Annotated in this window: 18 protein-coding genes and 1 tRNA gene; 13 read left to right on the top strand and 6 right to left on the bottom strand. The window is 35.2% G+C overall.

The genetic code is table 11. The features are described 5' to 3' along the window. The first annotated feature begins 57 nt into the window (after positions 1 to 57). From ATE49_RS11595 to ATE49_RS11575, 5 genes are all read left to right on the top strand, one after another. The gene (locus tag ATE49_RS11595; RefSeq protein ID WP_065082306.1) at positions 58 to 3,033 is read left to right on the top strand and encodes a SusC/RagA family TonB-linked outer membrane protein; all 2,976 of its coding nucleotides are present in this window, start codon (positions 58 to 60) and stop codon (positions 3,031 to 3,033) included. 11 nt (positions 3,034 to 3,044) lie between these two features. Then, positions 3,045 to 4,490: a SusD/RagB family nutrient-binding outer membrane lipoprotein gene (locus ATE49_RS11590; protein WP_065082305.1), complete on the top strand. Its 1,446-nt coding sequence runs from the start codon at positions 3,045 to 3,047 to the stop codon at positions 4,488 to 4,490. Positions 4,491 to 4,510: 20 nt separating this feature from the next. Further along, positions 4,511 to 6,088 (top strand): calcineurin-like phosphoesterase C-terminal domain-containing protein, encoded by a 1,578-nt coding sequence (locus ATE49_RS11585; RefSeq protein WP_065082304.1) that lies wholly within the window; start codon positions 4,511 to 4,513, stop codon positions 6,086 to 6,088. A gap of 123 nt (positions 6,089 to 6,211) precedes the next feature. Next, positions 6,212 to 6,664 (top strand): SRPBCC family protein, encoded by a 453-nt coding sequence (locus ATE49_RS11580; protein WP_065082303.1) that lies wholly within the window; start codon positions 6,212 to 6,214, stop codon positions 6,662 to 6,664. Between the two features lie 7 nt (positions 6,665 to 6,671). Next, a tRNA-Arg gene (locus ATE49_RS11575) sits at positions 6,672 to 6,743 on the top strand. Positions 6,744 to 6,791: 48 nt separating this feature from the next. Here the strand turns inward: ATE49_RS11575 and ATE49_RS11570 are convergent. From ATE49_RS11570 to ATE49_RS11560, 3 genes are read right to left on the bottom strand one after another with little or no spacing between them, the layout of a single operon-like run. Then, positions 6,792 to 7,235 carry a hypothetical protein gene (locus tag ATE49_RS11570; RefSeq protein ID WP_065082302.1) on the bottom strand — a complete coding sequence of 148 codons (444 nt, stop codon included), beginning with the start codon at positions 7,233 to 7,235 and terminating at the stop codon, positions 6,792 to 6,794. 3 nt (positions 7,236 to 7,238) lie between these two features. Then, positions 7,239 to 8,495, bottom strand: a complete 1,257-nt coding sequence (locus tag ATE49_RS20375) for a hypothetical protein (protein WP_065082301.1) — start codon at positions 8,493 to 8,495, stop codon at positions 7,239 to 7,241. 39 nt (positions 8,496 to 8,534) lie between these two features. Beyond that, entirely contained in the window at positions 8,535 to 9,092 is a 558-nt protein-coding gene (locus ATE49_RS11560) for a DUF6705 family protein (RefSeq protein WP_065082345.1), read from the bottom strand. Between the two features lie 511 nt (positions 9,093 to 9,603). Here ATE49_RS11560 and ATE49_RS11555 point away from each other — a divergent pair. Beyond that, positions 9,604 to 10,425: a DUF5694 domain-containing protein gene (locus ATE49_RS11555; RefSeq protein WP_065082300.1), complete on the top strand. Its 822-nt coding sequence runs from the start codon at positions 9,604 to 9,606 to the stop codon at positions 10,423 to 10,425. A 327-nt stretch (positions 10,426 to 10,752) separates the two neighbouring features. Here the strand turns inward: ATE49_RS11555 and ATE49_RS11550 are convergent, their stop codons facing one another. Beyond that, a complete protein-coding gene (locus tag ATE49_RS11550) occupies positions 10,753 to 11,112 on the bottom strand; it encodes a hypothetical protein (RefSeq protein ID WP_059154852.1) in 360 nt (119 codons plus the stop codon). Positions 11,113 to 11,628: 516 nt separating this feature from the next. Here ATE49_RS11550 and ATE49_RS11545 point away from each other — a divergent pair. The 6 genes from ATE49_RS11545 (at position 11,629) to ATE49_RS11520 (ending at position 16,957) form a co-directional block, all read left to right on the top strand. Beyond that, the gene (locus ATE49_RS11545; protein ID WP_260234346.1) at positions 11,629 to 12,486 is read left to right on the top strand and encodes an AraC family transcriptional regulator; all 858 of its coding nucleotides are present in this window, start codon (positions 11,629 to 11,631) and stop codon (positions 12,484 to 12,486) included. Positions 12,487 to 12,557: 71 nt separating this feature from the next. Next, complete coding sequence (locus tag ATE49_RS11540) at positions 12,558 to 13,613, top strand: hypothetical protein (protein ID WP_233174345.1); 1,056 nt, start codon at positions 12,558 to 12,560, stop codon at positions 13,611 to 13,613. A gap of 75 nt (positions 13,614 to 13,688) precedes the next feature. Beyond that, positions 13,689 to 14,579, top strand: coding sequence for a helix-turn-helix domain-containing protein (locus tag ATE49_RS11535; RefSeq protein WP_065082297.1), 891 nt, complete (start codon positions 13,689 to 13,691; stop codon positions 14,577 to 14,579). Between the two features lie 66 nt (positions 14,580 to 14,645). Next, positions 14,646 to 15,632 (top strand): DUF6268 family outer membrane beta-barrel protein, encoded by a 987-nt coding sequence (locus tag ATE49_RS11530; RefSeq protein WP_065082296.1) that lies wholly within the window; start codon positions 14,646 to 14,648, stop codon positions 15,630 to 15,632. A gap of 19 nt (positions 15,633 to 15,651) precedes the next feature. Next, positions 15,652 to 16,059: a hypothetical protein gene (locus ATE49_RS20040; RefSeq protein WP_169817116.1), complete on the top strand. Its 408-nt coding sequence runs from the start codon at positions 15,652 to 15,654 to the stop codon at positions 16,057 to 16,059. Then, complete coding sequence (locus ATE49_RS11520) at positions 16,046 to 16,957, top strand: NmrA family NAD(P)-binding protein (protein WP_065082295.1); 912 nt, start codon at positions 16,046 to 16,048, stop codon at positions 16,955 to 16,957. Before ATE49_RS20040 ends, ATE49_RS11520 begins: the two co-directional genes overlap by 14 nt. 76 nt (positions 16,958 to 17,033) lie before the next feature. Here ATE49_RS11520 and ATE49_RS11515 read toward each other — a convergent pair whose 3' ends face one another. After that, positions 17,034 to 17,468 carry a GNAT family N-acetyltransferase gene (locus tag ATE49_RS11515; protein ID WP_065082294.1) on the bottom strand — a complete coding sequence of 145 codons (435 nt, stop codon included), beginning with the start codon at positions 17,466 to 17,468 and terminating at the stop codon, positions 17,034 to 17,036. Between the two features lie 369 nt (positions 17,469 to 17,837). On the opposite strand from ATE49_RS11515, the gene ATE49_RS11510 reads away from it, so the two are divergent. Then, on the top strand, positions 17,838 to 18,464 hold the full coding sequence (locus tag ATE49_RS11510) for an outer membrane beta-barrel protein (RefSeq protein ID WP_065082293.1): 627 nt from the start codon (positions 17,838 to 17,840) through the stop codon (positions 18,462 to 18,464). 102 nt (positions 18,465 to 18,566) lie between these two features. Here ATE49_RS11510 and ATE49_RS11505 read toward each other — a convergent pair whose 3' ends face one another. After that, positions 18,567 to 18,833 carry a GIY-YIG nuclease family protein gene (locus ATE49_RS11505; protein WP_059345230.1) on the bottom strand — a complete coding sequence of 89 codons (267 nt, stop codon included), beginning with the start codon at positions 18,831 to 18,833 and terminating at the stop codon, positions 18,567 to 18,569. Between the last annotated feature and the right edge of the window lie 12 nt (positions 18,834 to 18,845).

Here is an 18,845-nt window from a genome sequence, read left to right as displayed (position 1 = left end):
TTAGCTTAAAAATCTCGTAACATAGACCTCTTACTTTTGCCGCTAAAAATAGAGACCATGAATAAGAATGTCAAAAGCCTTTTGGCTCTGGTTCTTACGGGATGTATTACACAGGCTGTTTTTTCCCAAAAGACCAAAGACACAGTAAAGACCAAAGTTATCGACGAGGTTGTTGTAACAGCATTAGGTATCAAAAGAATGAACAAATCTTTAGGATATGCTGCTGAAAACAAGGATTCAAAAATATTTGAAGACACTCAAAACAACAACTGGGCAAATGCTTTGGAAGGAAAAGTGGCAGGTCTAAAAATTCAGACCGCAGGAGCCGGCCCCTTAGGAAGTGCCAGAATCACATTACGGGGTGAAAAGTCTTTTGAAATGGACAACAACCTTACTCTTATTGTGATCGATGGTGTACCCATGGGTAATAACACAACAGGAACCGGAGCAGCTGCATATGGTGCCGGTGCCGGAGGTGATCTTCCAATTGATTACGGAAATGGCATCAACAGTATTAACCCCGACGACATTGCTTCAGTTACTATATTGAAAGGAGCTTCAGCAGCTGCACTATATGGTTCCAGAGCAGCGAACGGAGCTATTATGATTACAACCAAATCAGGTGCAGGCAGCAAAAAACTACGAGTTTCTTTTTCATCCGATACGAGTTTCGACACCGTTTTGAAGTGGCCAGACTACCAATATGAGTATGGACAGGGAACGCTGAATAAAGATAAAAGCGGAAAATTTTATTATTCATATGGTGCTTCTGAAGACGGGGTCAATACAGGAAGTACCAGTAGTGCATTCGGTCCTAAATTCAATGGCCAATCTTATTATCAATATGATCCTAATATTATAGGCCAAAGTCTGGATCGTCAGCTTTGGAGACCTTACAAAAATAACATTAAAGGCTTCTGGCAGGCCGGAGAAACCTATTCCAATAATCTGTCACTGGAAAATTCTAATGACAAAACCAGTTTCAGAACTTCATTGGGTTATGTAAAAAACAACTGGATGATGCCCAATACAGGTTTTAACCGTTTTAATTTCTCTACATCATTAACCCATCAACTTAATGAGAAATTAAAAATTACAACTAAGGTTATGTACTCTAAAATGATGAGTGATAATCTTCCTGCAACCGGATACAATAACCAGTCTATCTCTTATTTTATGATTTTCCAGAATCCTAATGTAGATTTGGCATGGTACCGCCCGATATGGAAACCAGGAAAAGAAAATGTAGACCAGGTTCATCCATTCAGTTCTTATATAGACAATCCTTACCTGATTGCTTATGAAATGCTCAACAGTGCTAATAACAATCAGCTAAATACCAATATAACCTTAAACTACAAGATCAATCGTAGTTTCGATGTGATGTTCCGTTCCGGACTGGAATGGCAAAATGATATCCGTACCCAGCGCAGACCTTTCAGTACTGCCAACTATATGCAAGGCTATTACAGAGAAGAACATATTACCAATCAGGAATACAATAATGATATTCTCTTTACCTACAAAAACGATCAAAAGGAGAGCAAAATAGGAATCAGTGCATCATTAGGAGGAAGCATCAGATATAATGAATATCGTTATGAATCAACAAGTGCTATAGGTCTTAGAAGACCTAATATATATACACTTTCTAATGCACTAGCATTATATAGTAGTATTCCTTCACCAAAGGACAGACAGGAGAACAGTATTTATGGTTTAGTTTCCCTAAACTATGGGAAGTATATCTATTTGGATCTTACCGCCAGAAATGATTGGACCAGTACACTAAGAAAAGGAAACAACTCTTTCTTCTACCCTTCAGCGAGCACCAGTTTTATTCTTTCAGATATATTCGGTATAAAAAATACATTCGATTTCTGGAAATTAAGGCTTTCCATAGCTAAAGTTGGTAATGGAACCAGACCCTACAGACTGGATAAATATTACAGTATGATAGACATACCAGGATCCATAGTTGCCCCAAATGTTCTCAACAACAAGAATCTTTTACCTGAAAAGAATACCAATTATGAGGGAGGTATGGACTTCTCCATGTTTAAAAATAGGCTTAACTTCAACTTTACCTTCTATAAAAATATTACCGAAAACCAAATTGTAGACATTCCTGCCCTTACCGAAAGCGGTTTCAAAAGTCGTATAATTAATTCCGGAAGTGTGGAAAATAAAGGTCTGGAAATTACACTTAATGCTACTCCAATAAAAAAGCCTAATTTTTCGTGGAACATTAATGCCAACTGGTCTGCTAACAGAAATAAGGTAACAAGCCTGGCTGCCGAATTTGAGGGCAATCCATATACGATTGCTTCTGTAGGTGATGTTGTATACTACCAGGCACACATTGGCGGGTCACTTGGAGATATGTATGGTTACAAACTCAAACGTGCTCCGGATGGACAGGTAATTTATGATGCTACAACAGGACTACCTGCCAGAACTTCAGATATTGAATATGTGGGCAATGCATTCCCGGAATGGAGAGCCGGACTTCAGAATGAATTTAAAATTAAAAATTTCCGTATAAGCTTTTCTTTTGACGGCCAGTACAAAGGAATAGCCTACTCCCAATCTCATCATAAAATGAGTGAACAAGGAAAACTAGGTCACACATTATGGGGAAGAGAAAATCCGGACGGAATGGTAATTGGTGAAGGAGTTATACAAAATGCTGACGGAAGCTTCTCTCCGAATACTAAAAAGGTTCTGTTAACCAACTATTACGGAGACTACTATCGCCGTGCCAATGTAGAAACGAACTCATTCGACACTTCTTTTATCAAGCTTAGAGATGCAAGAGTATCTTATACCTTCCCCGATGCCAGCATTGGAAAGCTAAAACTAAAAGAACTTACAATTGCCTTGTATGGTAAAAATCTTTGGATGTGGACCAAGTTCCCGTTATTCGATCCGGAAGCCGCTACACTGAATAATGGTACCATTACACCAGGGTCAGAAGTTGGGCAATTACCTTCTGCCAGAACAATTGGTATGCAGCTTAATGTTAAATTCTAATTTTTTAATTCATGAAATCTTATTTTAAATTCATAATACCCCTAAGTCTTTCTCTGATTGCAGGTTCATGCAGCCGAAATTTCGAACAAATTAATACTGATACCAGCAAAATTATAAATCCAACTTCAGGTAGTCTACTAAATCCTGTACTCTATAACATGTCTTCATATGGTTATAACAGAGCCAATGACTTTACATTTGACCTTATGCAGGTTTCTATTGACTTTCCAAATGAAGGAAACATTACAAGCCGGTATTATATGACCGATAAAACCGGACAAGGCATGTGGAACACCTCCTATCTATGGTTAAAGCAGGTACGGGATATGATGGACATAGCCAAACAGGAAGGCGACAATAACAATCTGGCAGTCGGAACAATTCTTAACGCATGGATCTATGCTAATCTTACAGACAGTTTTGGGGATATTCCGATGACACAGGCTTCTCAATTAGACACAGGCGTAAAGCAGCCTGCATTCGACAGACAAAAAGATATTTATATCAATTTGCTCGATCAGCTGAATCAAGCCAACAGTCTACTGGATGTAAAAAAGAAGCTTGCTGAATCAGATATTCTGTACAAAGGAGAAGCTTCGGTAGATGGCATCATGAAATGGAAAAAATTTGCCAATAGCCTTTCTCTTCGATTATTAACCAGAATTTCTGCTAAAAACGGAGAAATTAACGTTCATGAAAGAATCAGAAAAATTGTAAATGACCCGGTTAATTATCCTGTTTTCACTTCCAATGCAGATAATGCTGCTCTTGACATTTCCGGTATAGCACCATTCCTCCCACCTATTGCCCGTCCACAGGATTTTACAACCGCAAGAGCCGCCGGCGAGTTCTTTGTAAATACTTTGCTGGACAACAACGATCCCAGAATTCCTGTTATCCTGACAAAAGCAAAAGATCTTAAAAATAAGGACATTGGCTATAAAGGTGCCCCAGCAGGTTATCCTTTGGGTACTTATTTCGATTACCAGCCTTCCCAGCTGAGTCAGAATTTAGCCAAAGCACCGATGCGACTGTTTATGATGACCTACTCCGAGGTACAGTTTATTATGGCTGAACTTTCTTATAAAGGCATTATCACCGGAAATACAAAATCTTATTATGAAACAGGTGTAAAAGCTAACCTGGAGCAATGGGGAAGCGAAATGCCGGCCAACTATTTCAGCAATCCTAAAGTTGCCTTTAGCAACAGCTTCGAACAGATCATGCTGCAAAAATATGTTGCTCTTTTCTTTGTAGATCACCAGCAATGGTTTGAACAGCGCAGAACAGGCCTGCCTAAGCTTCCAAATAACGGCGGACTGCAGAATGAGGGTAAATTACCTCAACGGTATATGTACACTACTCAATCCAGAGTATTAAACTCTGAGAATCATCAGAAGGCGGTACAACAGATGGGCGGTGACGATATCAACATTAAAGTATGGTGGAATAAGTAAAACTATAAATCGTAAATAAGATGAAAATTCAATTATTATCAGCTGTTTTATTATGTGGAATACTATCCGCACAAAATATAGCAAAAGGTTATGTTTTTGAAGACAAAAACAATAATGGAATTAAAGACAATAATGAAACCGGAATTTCCAATGTCGCGGTATCCAATGGCATTCAAGTTGTACTAACAGACAATAAAGGCGCCTATCAGCTGCCTGCAGGCGAGGAGAATATCTTCTTTGTTATTAAACCATCCAGCTACCGTACCCCGTTAAATGGTAACAATACACCTAAGTTCTATTACCACCACAATCCGAAAGGAGCTCCGGCACAATTCAAATACAAAGGAATAGGTCCTACAGGAAATCTTCCGGAAACGATTAATTTTCCGCTGGTAAAATCTGAAGACAGAAAAGATTTCAACATCATTGTATTTGGAGATCCGCAGCCTTATACTCAAAAACAGATCGAGTATTTTAAAAGAGGAATTGTACAGGAGGTTAAAAACCTGAAAGAGGATTACACATTCGGAATCAGCCTTGGTGACCTTGTTGGTGATGATCTTAGTCTTCAGCCGCATTATGCTGACGCTGTAAAGGAAATCGGACTTCCATGGTACAACGTGATGGGAAATCACGATATGAACTACGATGCTACAACAGATGAGCAGTCCGATGCAACATTCAAAAAGAATTTTGGTCCCAGCAATTATGCTTTCAACTACGGAAATGTTCACTTTATTATACTGGATGATATCCTCTACCCCGACCCTCGTGACGGGAAAGGTTATTGGGGCGGACTTCGCCCGGATCAGCTAAGCTTTATAGAAAACGATTTAAAACTGGTTGATAAAAACAAACTGGTGGTTATTTCTTTCCATATCCCAATGATTTATGATGAAGAAAATTTCCGAAATGCTGACCGTGAAAAACTATTCAGCCTTTTAAAACCTTTCAAAAAATCATTTTTAATGTCTGCCCATACCCACATTCAGCAGCAACTGACTTATGGGAAAGAACAAGGATGGAATCAGGAAAATAAATTATATGAATTCAATGCCGGAACTACAGCCGGCGATTGGTATTCCGGAACAGCAGATGAATTGGGTGTACCCGCTTCTACTATGCGCGACGGAACTCCAAGAGGATATGCTTTCATTCATTTCAATGATACCGATTATAAGATTAAATATAAGGTAGCCGGAAAACCGAACGATTATCAGATTTCCATATTTGCACCGAAGGTTATTCCATATCCGGGGAAAACATCGGCACAGATTGTTGCTAACTTCTTTATGGGAGCTCCAAATGATAAGGTGGAATACCAGATCGATAATGGCGACTGGAAGCCAATGCACTATCTAAAGGATTACGACCCTAAATATGTAACAGAAGTCCTGAAATGGGATATCAACCCGCAGTTACTGGAAGGAAGAAGACCTTCTAATCCGGAATTTTCTACACACTTATGGAATGCAGAGTTTCCTAAAAAACTGGAAAAAGGTCAGCATAAAATCAATGTCCGGGCTACAGATCGCTTCGGACAGTCTTTTCAAGCTACGGAAACCTTCCGTGTAGAAGAGGCGAAGCTTATTCCTTAATCAATTTTAAACATTTTACTTTACTTTATTTTAGACGGCACAGGCTATTAGCCTGTGTTGTTATTTTTTTATGAAAGTGATTGAAAATTATGTTTTAAATTTAGATTTACAAAAATAACAACAATGGAAAATAATAACCGTTATGCAAAAGCAGAAATGCTAATCAGAAGACCTGTAGCAGAAGTTTACGAAGCTTTTATAAATCCTGAAATCACTACTAAATTCTGGTTTACCAAAAGTTCCGGAAGACTTGATGAAAATAAAAATATTACATGGACATGGGAAATGTACAACGTTGATGTAGATATAGAAGTTACAGAACTTCAGCCCAATCAGAAAATATCGATATTATGGGGTAATTATGAAGAAAAAACTCCGGTTGTGTGGACCTTCTCTGAACATGGAAACAACACTTTTGTTTCTGTAATTAACAGTAATTTTACAGGTGCCGAGGATACAGTTCTCTCTGCTGTCCGCGACTCTACTGAAGGCTTTACTTTAGTACTTGCCGGCCTGAAAGCTTATTTGGAACACGGCATTGAACTCAACCTTGTGAAAGACAGATTCCCGAAATAATTCTTCTGGCCCCGTAGTTTAATGGATAAAATAGAAGTTTCCTAAACTTTAGATAGCAGTTCGATTCTGCTCGGGGCTACAAAATAAGCAGAAAAAAGGCTCAGATTCTAAATCTAAGCCTTTAATATTATTTTAAACTATCCTGTGGAATTGGAAATAATTTCCAGTTCATATAATTAGGGTATTTTCTTTTCATTATTTCATAATAAATATAAAAAGGTTTTGATGGAGCTTCTTTAACAATCTCATTTTCTTTTTTTATCAATTTATTATTTCTATAATAACAGATTAGCGATTTTCCTGATTCATATCCATACACACTAATTGCAAGTATATTATTTTTTTCATTAATATTAAGTAAAAGAAAGTTTTCATTGTTATTTTCTAACATTTCTTTTCCGCTTAGAAACACGTACCTTTTAGTATCACTTACATTTTTATTATTCTCATTTCTATAGAAAAGTACTTTCCCATGAATATTATATTGGAATAAAGTCTTATTAATACAAGTTTCAGTATCATTTTTTTGATAAGAAACAAAAAAATATAAAATTGCAAAAATCAGTTTCATAAATTATTTATTTTTAAATGATATTATATAATCTGCTGCATTCTCTTCAGTTATAACAACTCCGTATACTTCATTTTCAAATAGCTTACCTGCCTCTTTCCCCCCAGCAGGGAAACTACCCGTTACATTATTTCCATAATGAACAAACTCATGTAAAATAGTAACCGCCAATAAAAAAGTAGACGCTTCTATATCAATATCAATACTTGCATTTTCAAGTTTTGAAATATATGTTTCATTCATATATATGGAATTAGGATCTTTATACACAAATTTCCCATACACAATATTACCATTTTTATCTTTCAAGTTTGGAACAACATTTATTGACGGGCCTTTTCCAGTTGTAAGCCTATCTAACACCTGTGTTTTTGTAAGGCCAGATATTTTGATTAATTTTTCTAATATAATAGAATTATTTTGCACATAAGACTTTAGACCTTTTACCATTTCTGTAAATCTTGGATATTTTTGTTGATCAGAAATCTTCATTCTGAAGTTAGGTGATACCCATGTTTCATAATTAGAATAATCACCTCCTCCTCCAGGAGCATCTATACTTGGATCAGAGCAATCTTCATGAGCATTACAACCTCCTCCTCCAGGCTCTATATCGGGTCTCCATCCTGGTTGATCAGGTTTTTCTGGTAATTTAGGCTTACCAGGTACAGTTACACCTGGAATGTTATAATCAGCCACTGGATTTATGCTAGCACTAAGATTAAGATGCTTTATTTGTTGTTTATATTTGTCTAAAGCATCTTGAAAAAGCGAAGCATTTTGTTTGTACCATTCGTTCTGTTCCCCATACACATTGTACTTCACGTAGGTTCCATTTTGTGTAAGTATAGCTGCAACCAGGCCAATAACTTTGCCCCCCTTTACTTTAGGGAAGACAACCCATTTGTCTCCGTTTTCCTTTATTATTATTTCGGATGGAATATTAAATTCAACGTATGATTCAGCATCTTGGAAAATAGAAGCGTTTTTTTCGGTACTGGCACTGAGATTACCAATTATATGCTTATTATTAATTCCAGATAAATTCGTTTTCCGTAATCTATCATATCGTTGCATTAAATAAGCAAAGCCTTTAGCATAATCAATAGTTTCTCCAGTTTTTTTCGGAGTAAAGACTGCAAAGTTTTTGGATGCTTCTTTATTTTGAGTTTGTTGAACGATTGCATCTTCAGAACGACAAGAAGATAAAGACATTGCAAGAATTCCCAATAAAGGGATAAAAAGTATTTTTTTTTTCATAAAGTGTGATTTATTAATTAGTTAATTGTATGTATGAGACTATTTCTTTGTGAAAATTAATTCATAAGTTGCTGGAATATATGATTTAATTTTATCAGCATTTGGACATTTTGTTTTATCAATTGGTTTGTCTTCTGCTATATATTCCCATATTATATGTGTTGGGTCTTTATATGTAAGAGTTATATATCCTTCCCCGATATGACATTCTTCACCAGCGTATTCAATACCGACACTTTTGTTTTCAAAAGAAGCATTTGAACTTTTTAATACCCCTGTATCTGTGATGGTTTTGTGTAGATCTGAGAAAATTTCTTTTCCTTGAGAATCTTTAATGCTATAACGTAGAAATAAAATATCACTATAATAGTTTACTTTTTCTACTGTAAGAGGATGCTTTTCTATCTTTTCAATATTCAATGTCACTTGATTATTGTCATATTTAGCAGTCCATTCCCCTGTAAATTGAAGAAGAATATTGTCTAGGTCTTTTAAATATATTCCTGTATTTATGTCTGTAGCCCCAGAAAGGCGTGCAACTTGGGCATTAATAGAAAGACATGTTAAAAACAATACTGAATATAATATTTTTTTCATAAAATGTGATTGGTAAATTTGATGGTCAAATATATAATAAAATACATTATCTCCAACTACGGGAAACCGCAATTCCATTAGATTATCAGCCATTATCTGTTACAATTACCGAATATTTTAATTAGAAAAATAGCGTAAGAAATTGTAATATAAAATATTATACACCACAATACCTATGTTAAATAATTTTTATTAAAATACTCAGAATATATAATTTTAGCCATTTTAACAACTATATAGATAGCTACAAAGAAGATTGATATAACAAAATTTCAGTTACTTGTTTTAAATAGAGTTATTCGATTATAAAATCCCCCCCATTCTAACCATCTCTGATAAGTATACATCTTTAAGTAGGCCCTCAATATATTTAATGTGATTTTTTGTTTAAAAATATAATATTTTCAGAACCTTTTTGATAATAATTTATATATTAGTATATATTATTGAAAAGAATATAATAAAGAAAAATCCTTCCTTTATAAACTTATAATTATACTAAAATCTAAATATGAGATCAATTTTTATTTTATTTATTTTACTGAATCTGAATTTATATGCTCAAAAGGAATCATATGAGAAAACAAATATTTACAAAACAAAATTTGATGATGCAATACCTGTTTTGAATGTAGCTACTTTTCATATGGGAGAGACTTCTGATGCGAACTCTACAGAGTTTGATGAAAATGACAAAAAAAATCAGATTGAAATAAAAAAACTTGCAAAATTATTAGCAGAATTTAAGCCAACAATAATTGTTATAGAAAGTTTACCAAAATATGACAGTATACGACAATCTTCATATTCAGACTATCTTCAAAATCCAAATAAAAAATTTAAAAATCCCGATGAACGTGAGCTTTTAGCATATGAAGTAGGACGATTAAGTGGTGCTAAAAAAATATATGGAATTGATTTTAAAGAAAGTTATAATTATAACATAAGTGTAAAAAACAGTATAGATAAAACAACTATAAGTAAGTATTGGAAATTGAGTGATGAAAACGAAAATAAAAATCCAGAAAAAGGAATACCATTTTATGATTTATTCAAATTAAATAATCATCCCCAATATTTAGAGAGTTTAATTAATATGAATGCAGATCTATTAACTTATATTTCAAGCAAAGGAAATGCTGAAGGCGCTGATGAAGCTGGCAAATTTTACCATAGAAATTTAGTTATGTTTTCAAATCTAAATCAAATTCCAATAAATAAAAATGATAAAATATTCATCTTAATGGGAGGAACCCATACAGCATTCTTTATGGATTTTTTGAGAAGAAGCCCAAAATATAAAATTGAAAATGTATTTAAATATTTAAAATAAAATTCTAATCAGACTCTATATGAGTATTACATCTTAAATACTATTATGGTGGTTGCTTTTCAACAGTATTGTATTAGCTTCTAAAATAAAAATTATAAGAGCTGCCAACTATTCCCTTTTCTGGAATATAGACAAATCTATCAATACCCCGTAATGATTATCTCTATGCATACTCCACTATGAACCAAGCACCTCCTAAATTGATATTAAAAAAACAAAAAATTTTAAGTTCTCAGATTGAGAACTTAAAAAAACATAAGAGAACGATACCCGAAGCATCACATTCTCAGTAAAATTAATTGAATATGGAAATTTATCCGAAAAGTATTAGTTGAGTGTATAATTGGAAATAACCAGGCTCAAAATAAAGTGAACATAATCTTCGTCAACCGCTTTTCTGTTAATCAGCTTGTTTCTATATTCATATGAACCCAATGCTTTCACTAATCTTTGATACGTCTCGAGTTCATCCCCTTTTATCATAATTCGATTATTGCCATTTTTAGTTTTAATAATAGCATTATCCAATGTTCTGACTTTAAATAACACATGGTGAAATTTCAATTCAGAACGCGCTGACCCAATATGTCTCTCAACAATATTAACTTTGAACGAATCAAATACAATATTGTTAAAAACAAGACTAGAACCTGATCCTTGTGTATTAAGTTCAAGTTTATAATTCATACATTTTATCTTTTATTAATTTATGCAGAAGCAAACATTACAGCACTCGTTCTTGTTTTATATGTTGCAATAGTTTTCACATTATCCTAAAGCAGTCTGTCTAAAACTTTTTCCGAGGAGGAATTCCACCAGCTTCACAATAGCACCTCTACTCTATATTTTGATGTTTTTACACTCAATAAATATATTTCAGGAACGAAGGAATAAAATTACACATAATACTACATTTATGTAGAATTTTTACCAAATATTTTTAAATTTAAAAATATATCAAAGTTTAATTACAAAAGGATCCGGTAGTTTTTTACAGATTAAATATTCTATTGCATAATATATACTGCTGACTTTGTGTTACATCTATACCAACAATCAACTTTGAAAGATTAATATATGCCAGAAATTCTTCCTGATTTTATATTTTTAATTCACCGATTCCTCGATGATACAAGCAATGGAAATTTGTATTTTTAACTCATCTTTAAGAGCGAAAAGAGATAATAAACAGAAATGGCTTCGATGACAAAAATTAAAACTTATCATTTTCTCCCATGCAAGTATGGCCTGGAGTTACTGTTAGATATCGGACGTATTGAGACCTTGAATAATTATGTTTTAGATAATACGCTACACCAACTTAGTTTTTACGAAGTAATTTTTATCGAAGAAGGAAGCGGAACTTTCACATTGGATGAAAATAAAATATTGATCGCTCCGCAAACTATTATCTTTACAAGCCCCGGACAGGTACGCTGCTGGGAAATTGAAGAAAAAGTTAAGGGCTATACTCTATTCTTTGACAAAGACTTTCTTCATCTCTTTTTCTCAGACGAATTATTTCTGTACCGGTTTCAATACTTTCATCAATATTCACATCCCACTGCAATCCGGATATCAGAAGAATCATTTGAAAAATGTCTGGAACTGGTACATGGAATAGAGCAGGAATTTGGCCTGCTTCAGAATGACAGCAATCATTTGATCAGATCACTTTTATATCAGCTACTTGTAATTCTCAATCGATATTACGCCTGTATTCATAATGTTCAGAGGGACACCTATATTCATTCAGATTTTTACAGATTCCGGTCTTTACTGGAGAAGAAATTTGTAGATGACCGAAGTGTTGATGCTTATTCAAAAGCCCTCAATATAAGCACAGGATTTCTGAATAAAATCTGCAGACAGTTTAGCGGATTATCAGCCCAGCAAATGATCCATTACAAGCTGATGTCAGAAATAAAGAAACAGCTTTATCAAAACAAATCTGCAAAAGAAATTGCCTATGAATTTGGATTTTCAGATCCATCTAACTTTAATCGTTTTTTCAAAAAATTCACAGGTATTACCCCACAACAATACCGAAAGAAAATATAAATGACCTTTTTAAAGGTAAAATGACCTTTTTCCAAACTAAGACTGTTCCTAATTTTACAAAAAAAAGGAATATGAAAAAATATGCATTTAGTTTTCTATTGTTTGTAATGAGCATACTCTTGGTACAGGCAGAACAATTATATGTTAATCCCAAGACTGGTAATGACATTAATTCTGGAACAAAGGAACAGCCTTTAAAAACCATTATGGAGGCAGCAAAACGTGTAAACTCAAACAAAAAACCGGAAGCAACTACAATCTTTCTTTCAGAAGGGATACACTTATTAACTCAAACTATTGTATTCAACAATGACAAGTATACCCTGAAAAACCGCCTTACTATTCGTGCAGATATTATGCCTGACGATACCGATTGGACTCCTCAAAAAATGCCGGTCGTAGTAACTGCTATTCTACTTGAACCGGGTGTGGGTGGAGAAGAAGCGAAAGGCATACAGCCAGAGGTAAGCCATGTTACCATTGAAGGCTTACGCTTTACCGGCAGTCCGGATTACTCTTATATAGATGGTGCAAACCTGCGTCGTTCTTATCCTGTCTGGCGGGAAGGAAAAAACCTGGACGATCTGCTCATAACACAATGCCTGTTTGCCGGAAATATCGATGTATTGCCACTGCATGTAGGAGTTATAGCCAATGGTTATGGACTGGTAATCGATCATTGCGTCTTCTTTAACTGTAAAATCCCTGTTGTTTTCTGGAAAAATAATGGCGGAACCGGTAGCCGGAGTGCTATGCGTTATTCATTGGTATATGGTGGTTATTTCTGTGGCGTCTGGACGACACAGGCCACCAATGGAGATCAGTTCGATTTTCATCACAACATCATCGCAAGCACCAGTACAGTATGGGTAAGAGAAAAAGGAAGTAAAAACCAATATAAAGCTACAGACTGTATTTTTACTGACTATAACAAACTGGCAGGATATGGAAGTGGTCCATTAAGTGACAGTGATGCAACTGCAACAGATTTTCTGGAAATGAAAAACGTACAAACTACAGGAACTATAAAAATTGAAAAAGACCAAAGTAAGCGCAATTATCTGCAATTAGCAGAGGGCTCTATTGGTTCAAACTTAATGGCGGGGCTTTTTAAAAAGAATCAATAACATACGAAATTTAATAAAAAATCTTAACAAAAACTTTTTCACAAAGCATCCATAGTATTCTGTTAACTTTGTGCTATGGCTAAAATAAAGAGAATAACTCCTACAGATTTCAGAGGGCAGTATATGCCTGAGATATCCTCTGACTTTGCAATTTTAAAAACTCCTATTCAGGTACATGATATAGCCAAAACATCAGGTTTCATTAAAGTTCCCACGCCACTGCACAGACCCGAATTCAATTTCATCGTGCATATTACCAAAGGAAATGCAAAACAGCAGGTGGACGCTAATCTTGTTCCCATAAAAGAGGATGAAATCTTATTTGTACGGCAGGGCAACGTGACTTCTCTGGTAGAGGTAAGTCCTGATGCTGCCGGCCACATGATCTTATTCGAAGATCAGACACTAAACCAACTCTTGTCCAAACAGGAATTGATTAAGCTTTTCTCTGCGAATGTGGTTATTCACCTGCCGAAGGAAAGCAGTATATGGCTCAACTCTTTATTCGAATTATTAACTACCGAAATTTATCAACCAGATCCAAACCTCGGTATTTGCTATTCTCTTTTTCAGGCGGGTCTTCAGAAAATCTTTACATCCGCTAAGGAGCTCAATAAAAACATGAACCGAAGTGCCGAAATCACTTTCAATTTTAAAGAACTGGTTTATAAAAATTATCTGGAACATAAATCAGTTCTTTTTTATGCCGATGCATTATCTGTTTCTGAAAACTACCTTCACAGGTGTATAAAGGAAACTATTGGTGAGGGACCAAAAGAATGGATCAATAAAGTAAATATCCTGCAAAGCCAATTGCTCTTACAGGATCTTACTAAAAGTATTTCAGAAATTGCTTTTGAACTTAATTATGGTGACCCAAGCTACTTTGGGCGTCTCTTTAAAAAGATAACCGGAGTAACTCCATCTGAATACCGGACAAACTTTATGCAAGATTTGTCCGAGTAAAACGTGATTTAGTTTTAAAGCCGCCTTTGTTTTCAGATCATCTTTGTACCGTTAAATACAAAGAAAATGAAAACATTAATAATTTTCAAAAATGAAAGTCATAAATCTCTTTTTTATGGCATACGCAAAGTACTATCCAAGTCGTCACAACTCTATTTAGCGGCTTTATTTTCAGTCTTCTTTTCAGGTAAAATCCATGCCCAGCTTATTCAGGATATAGGTGGCATATCTGTCACCAGTCATACTAAAGCAACATTTAAAGACTTACCAACCGAAAGTCCGGATAAGGAGAATAAATTCCGACTGAACACCTATGACGCATGGATACCGATTCCTCCCGTTAGAATAGGAAAGACAAGCATTTTGGGTAATCTGAATTACCGGCAGATGGATTTTAATTATGACAACAATAGCATAGAGGATCCTAACCGCCTGAAAAGAATTCAGGAAATAAAACCAACAATAATTATCCGGCATCCTATTTCAGAAAAATGGTCCGTTCTGGCAATTGCTATGCCTGCACTTGCAGGAGAAAAGTCCGTATCTTTCGACAATCTGGTTCTCGACGGAATTCTCGGTGTTTCAAAGAAATTTGGTCCCGAATCAAATTTCGAAATCGGCATTGGCGTACATGCTCTCCATTCTTTTGGTGAAACATTAATTACTCCTGGAATATCAATTGACTATAGAAGTACAAATAATAAGTGGCTTGCTCAGTTTTACTGGCCAAGGCTAAATGTACTCTATAATGTAAGTCCGAATACTCAGATAGGTCTCGCCGGTTCAATAGACTGGACAAGGTTTAAACTAAAAAGCTATCGTGGCTACAATGGTAAGGAAGCCGATTATGCCCAGTTTTCTACGATCCATGGGGGCTTGCAGGTGAATCAGCGTATCGCAGGCGGAATATGGTTACAGGTACAGGGAGGTGCAGGACTCTTTAACAGCTATGAGCTGTTTGATAAAAACCAGAAAACAGTAAACAATTTCTCTGTTTCCAACATGGCTTACGGAAAGGTAACCCTCACCTATCGTATTGGCAAAAATAAATAATCAGTTGAATAATTACATAATGAAAGAGAAAAACAATGTCTCATCAGATTTCAGTCTGCAATCTATGATTGCTGCAGCACTGCCTTCTTATATATTTCCGGCCCTGATGTCTTTTCTATCGGGCTACTTCCTTCAGAAAACAGAACTGATGGCAGCAAGCTACAGCACGATAGGTTTATCATCTTTGATATCAACAATATTAAGCTTCATTATACTTTGGCAGCTAAGTATGAAGCGAATTTTAGTACGAAATAAATCGATAAGATCTTTATTAATTATACTATTAATGATGGCCTTGGGGTTAGTTTTCACCTTTGTAACCAATTTCCCGTCAGAGCGATTCAATATCACTTTTTCAGCTTTTCTGGGCGCATTGATCATAACAGTTCGCCAACAAATAAAAGACTATAGATATGAAAAAAATTAAACCGGTTATCGTTGTTTTTGGCTGTACAGGAACCGTCGGAAGAGAAGTAATGCAGCAACTGAAACACCACGACTGTATTGTACGGGGAGTTCTTAGGAATCCTGAGCGCCCTTATCCTGTACCTATAATCTCATCATCAAATATAACCTACGTAAGTGCCAGTCTTAATTCTATAAAACAACTGAAAGAAGCATGTTCCGGGGCCGATGCTCTGTTTCTGCTCACGGCTACGTCTCCGGATCAGATTGAACATGAAATTAATATAATCAATGCTGCCAGACAAAGCGGTGTAAAAAGAATTGTTAAACTTTCCGCTCCTGTAATTCAGCCATCAGCCGTTGTAAAAGTCAGTCAGTGGCACAATACAATAGATAATTATCTTATAAAAAACACAGATGAATTCTGCTGCCTGAGGCCTCATTCATTTATGCAGAATTGGGAGCGAAACACGTTTACTATTCAGTATTTTGGTAAGATTTACGGGGCTTTAGGTAATGCCAAAAGAAATTACATTGACTGCCGTGATGTAGCTGCAGCAGCAGTCAATTATTTACTAACAACAGAAGAGGTAAAACAACATTCAGTTATTTTGGCAGGCCCGCAAGCCATTACAAATATAGAAATGGCAGAAAAGCTTTCTTATGTAACCGGCCACAAAATAGAATATGTAGATATTACACAAGATGAGCTGTTTAGTCAGCTAACAAAGAAAGCAAAGCTACCGGAATGGCTGGCCTCACATATCGTAGAACTCGATGACTTAGCGATTAAGGTTCCGGAACCTGAGAGCGATACTGTTACAAACTTAATTTTAAGAAAACCACGTATCATGGACGAATACCTACAGGAATCCAGACACCTTTTTAAAAGAAAACCATTATGGAAAATCTTGTTTTAATTATGAAAAATATTGCAAAGCATTACTCTAAAAGAGTAATTCACAGCATATAAACACCAGTCTTTCACAAAAAGATTTACCCCTTGTATATTCCCGGTCTGTTAATTTCCATAAATGATTCAGGTTTTACAGGGGGATTAAATCCAAATTGCCGATACAAATCATGCGCATCCAAAGTTGCCAATAAAATTCTTCTTAAATTATCGGTCCATTCTAAATTCATCATGTGTTCCATAAGCCTTTTGGAAAGTCCTTTACCTCTATGATTTTCCAGTATATAAACATCCGCTAAATAAGCGAAAGTAGTATAATCAGTAATGAGCCTTCCAAAACCAACCTGAACACTACCATAAAAAACACCTGAACAATAAGAATATTTTAAAGATTTTTTTACAGCTTCCAAAGAAATACCACTTGCCCAGTAACTCTTATTACTCAAAAAATCATGAACAGCATTAATATCCATATTCTCGTATCCTGATTCTACTTTATAATCCATAACTGTATCCATACTATTTGCGATATGTATTGTGATATACAAAGTAAAATATAATCTTCATGAAATTCCGGTCACACTTTTTGCATTTCATTGAGACACAGAAGTACTGCATAATATTATTTTTTAGTATCCAAAAAATATAAAGTTCACACCTCTGTAATTTATAACTATTATTAATTTTTATTACAAACAGGCTATTTCAGGCCATTTAGGAACAATATTTGTATGCTTACGCACTGATTTCCAATTCAGAATCATCCGAAAATTTTATCTTAAAATTTACAATCTGAAAAACAGATTTAGCTTTTAGCAGCACAATCAACAGATTTTCTGCAGTTGGAAATAAATTCTCGCATTTAAAGTAATAAATCAGTTATAGTTATGAGAAAAATTTTTATCCCGTTAATGATATGTTTAGGAATGGCAGCCCAGGCTCAGGTAAGCATTGGAGTAAGAGTTAATGCCTTATTCAACACCTCATCTTCCAATTGGAACGCCATCGGTACTACAGCAAAAAATGCCTTTACCAATCCAAAAGATGTAGCCGGTTTTAATATTGGACTTTCTACAAGATTCAAGCTGCCTGCTACTCCAATATTCTTAATGCCAGAGATTTACTATACAAATTTCAAAAGTAAAGTCACTTACGTAGATTATGATAACCGTGACGTTTTTGAAATTTCAGCAAAGAGCCAGAGGATCGATATTCCGATTCTGGCAGGCATTGACATTATTGGACCTGTAAGTATTTTCGCAGGGCCTGTATTATCTACTAACCTGTCAAACAATAAAGAGTCCGGAAATTTTGAGGTAGACGGATCCGGAAAATTATCCGTAGGATACCAATTCGGGGCTAATGTAAAAATCTCTAAAATCATTGTAAACGCCCGATATGAAGGTTCATTTTCCAGAGATGAACGTAAATTCATCAATAAAACAAGCGGTAAAGCTATAAACTATGATAACAGACCTAGCATGCTTCTTCTTGGTTTGGGTTATCAGTTTTAAGTCAATATATCATACGCTTATAAATAAAAAACATCTTTATTCTGAATTCAGGGTAAAGATGTTTTTCATTACACTACATACAGAAATTTAGTTTTAGTAAGTCTAAAGCCGTCTCGCTTTTAGCTCTTCCTGAATTTCTTTCAGCTTTTCAGCATGAAACTGTTCCTCACTACGGTCAACAATTTCAAAATGTATAGTTGCCGCTCCATAGGTATTATACAAATTCTGAAGTTCCGTATTAGAATGTACTCCTGCTTTCAGCATACGGATATGATGTTTTATTTTTTGCCGGACAATAACCGATGCATCTATAAATACATCTTCGGTTACCGAACAGTAAAAAATATAAATTCCGGACACTAACTTCATACTGCAAGCTAA

This window comes from Elizabethkingia miricola (genome assembly GCF_001675285.1).
Taxonomy (GTDB): domain Bacteria; phylum Bacteroidota; class Bacteroidia; order Flavobacteriales; family Weeksellaceae; genus Elizabethkingia; species Elizabethkingia miricola.
The sequence above is the reverse complement of the archived record's forward strand: the minus strand, read 5'-3'. Positions and strand labels throughout refer to the sequence as shown.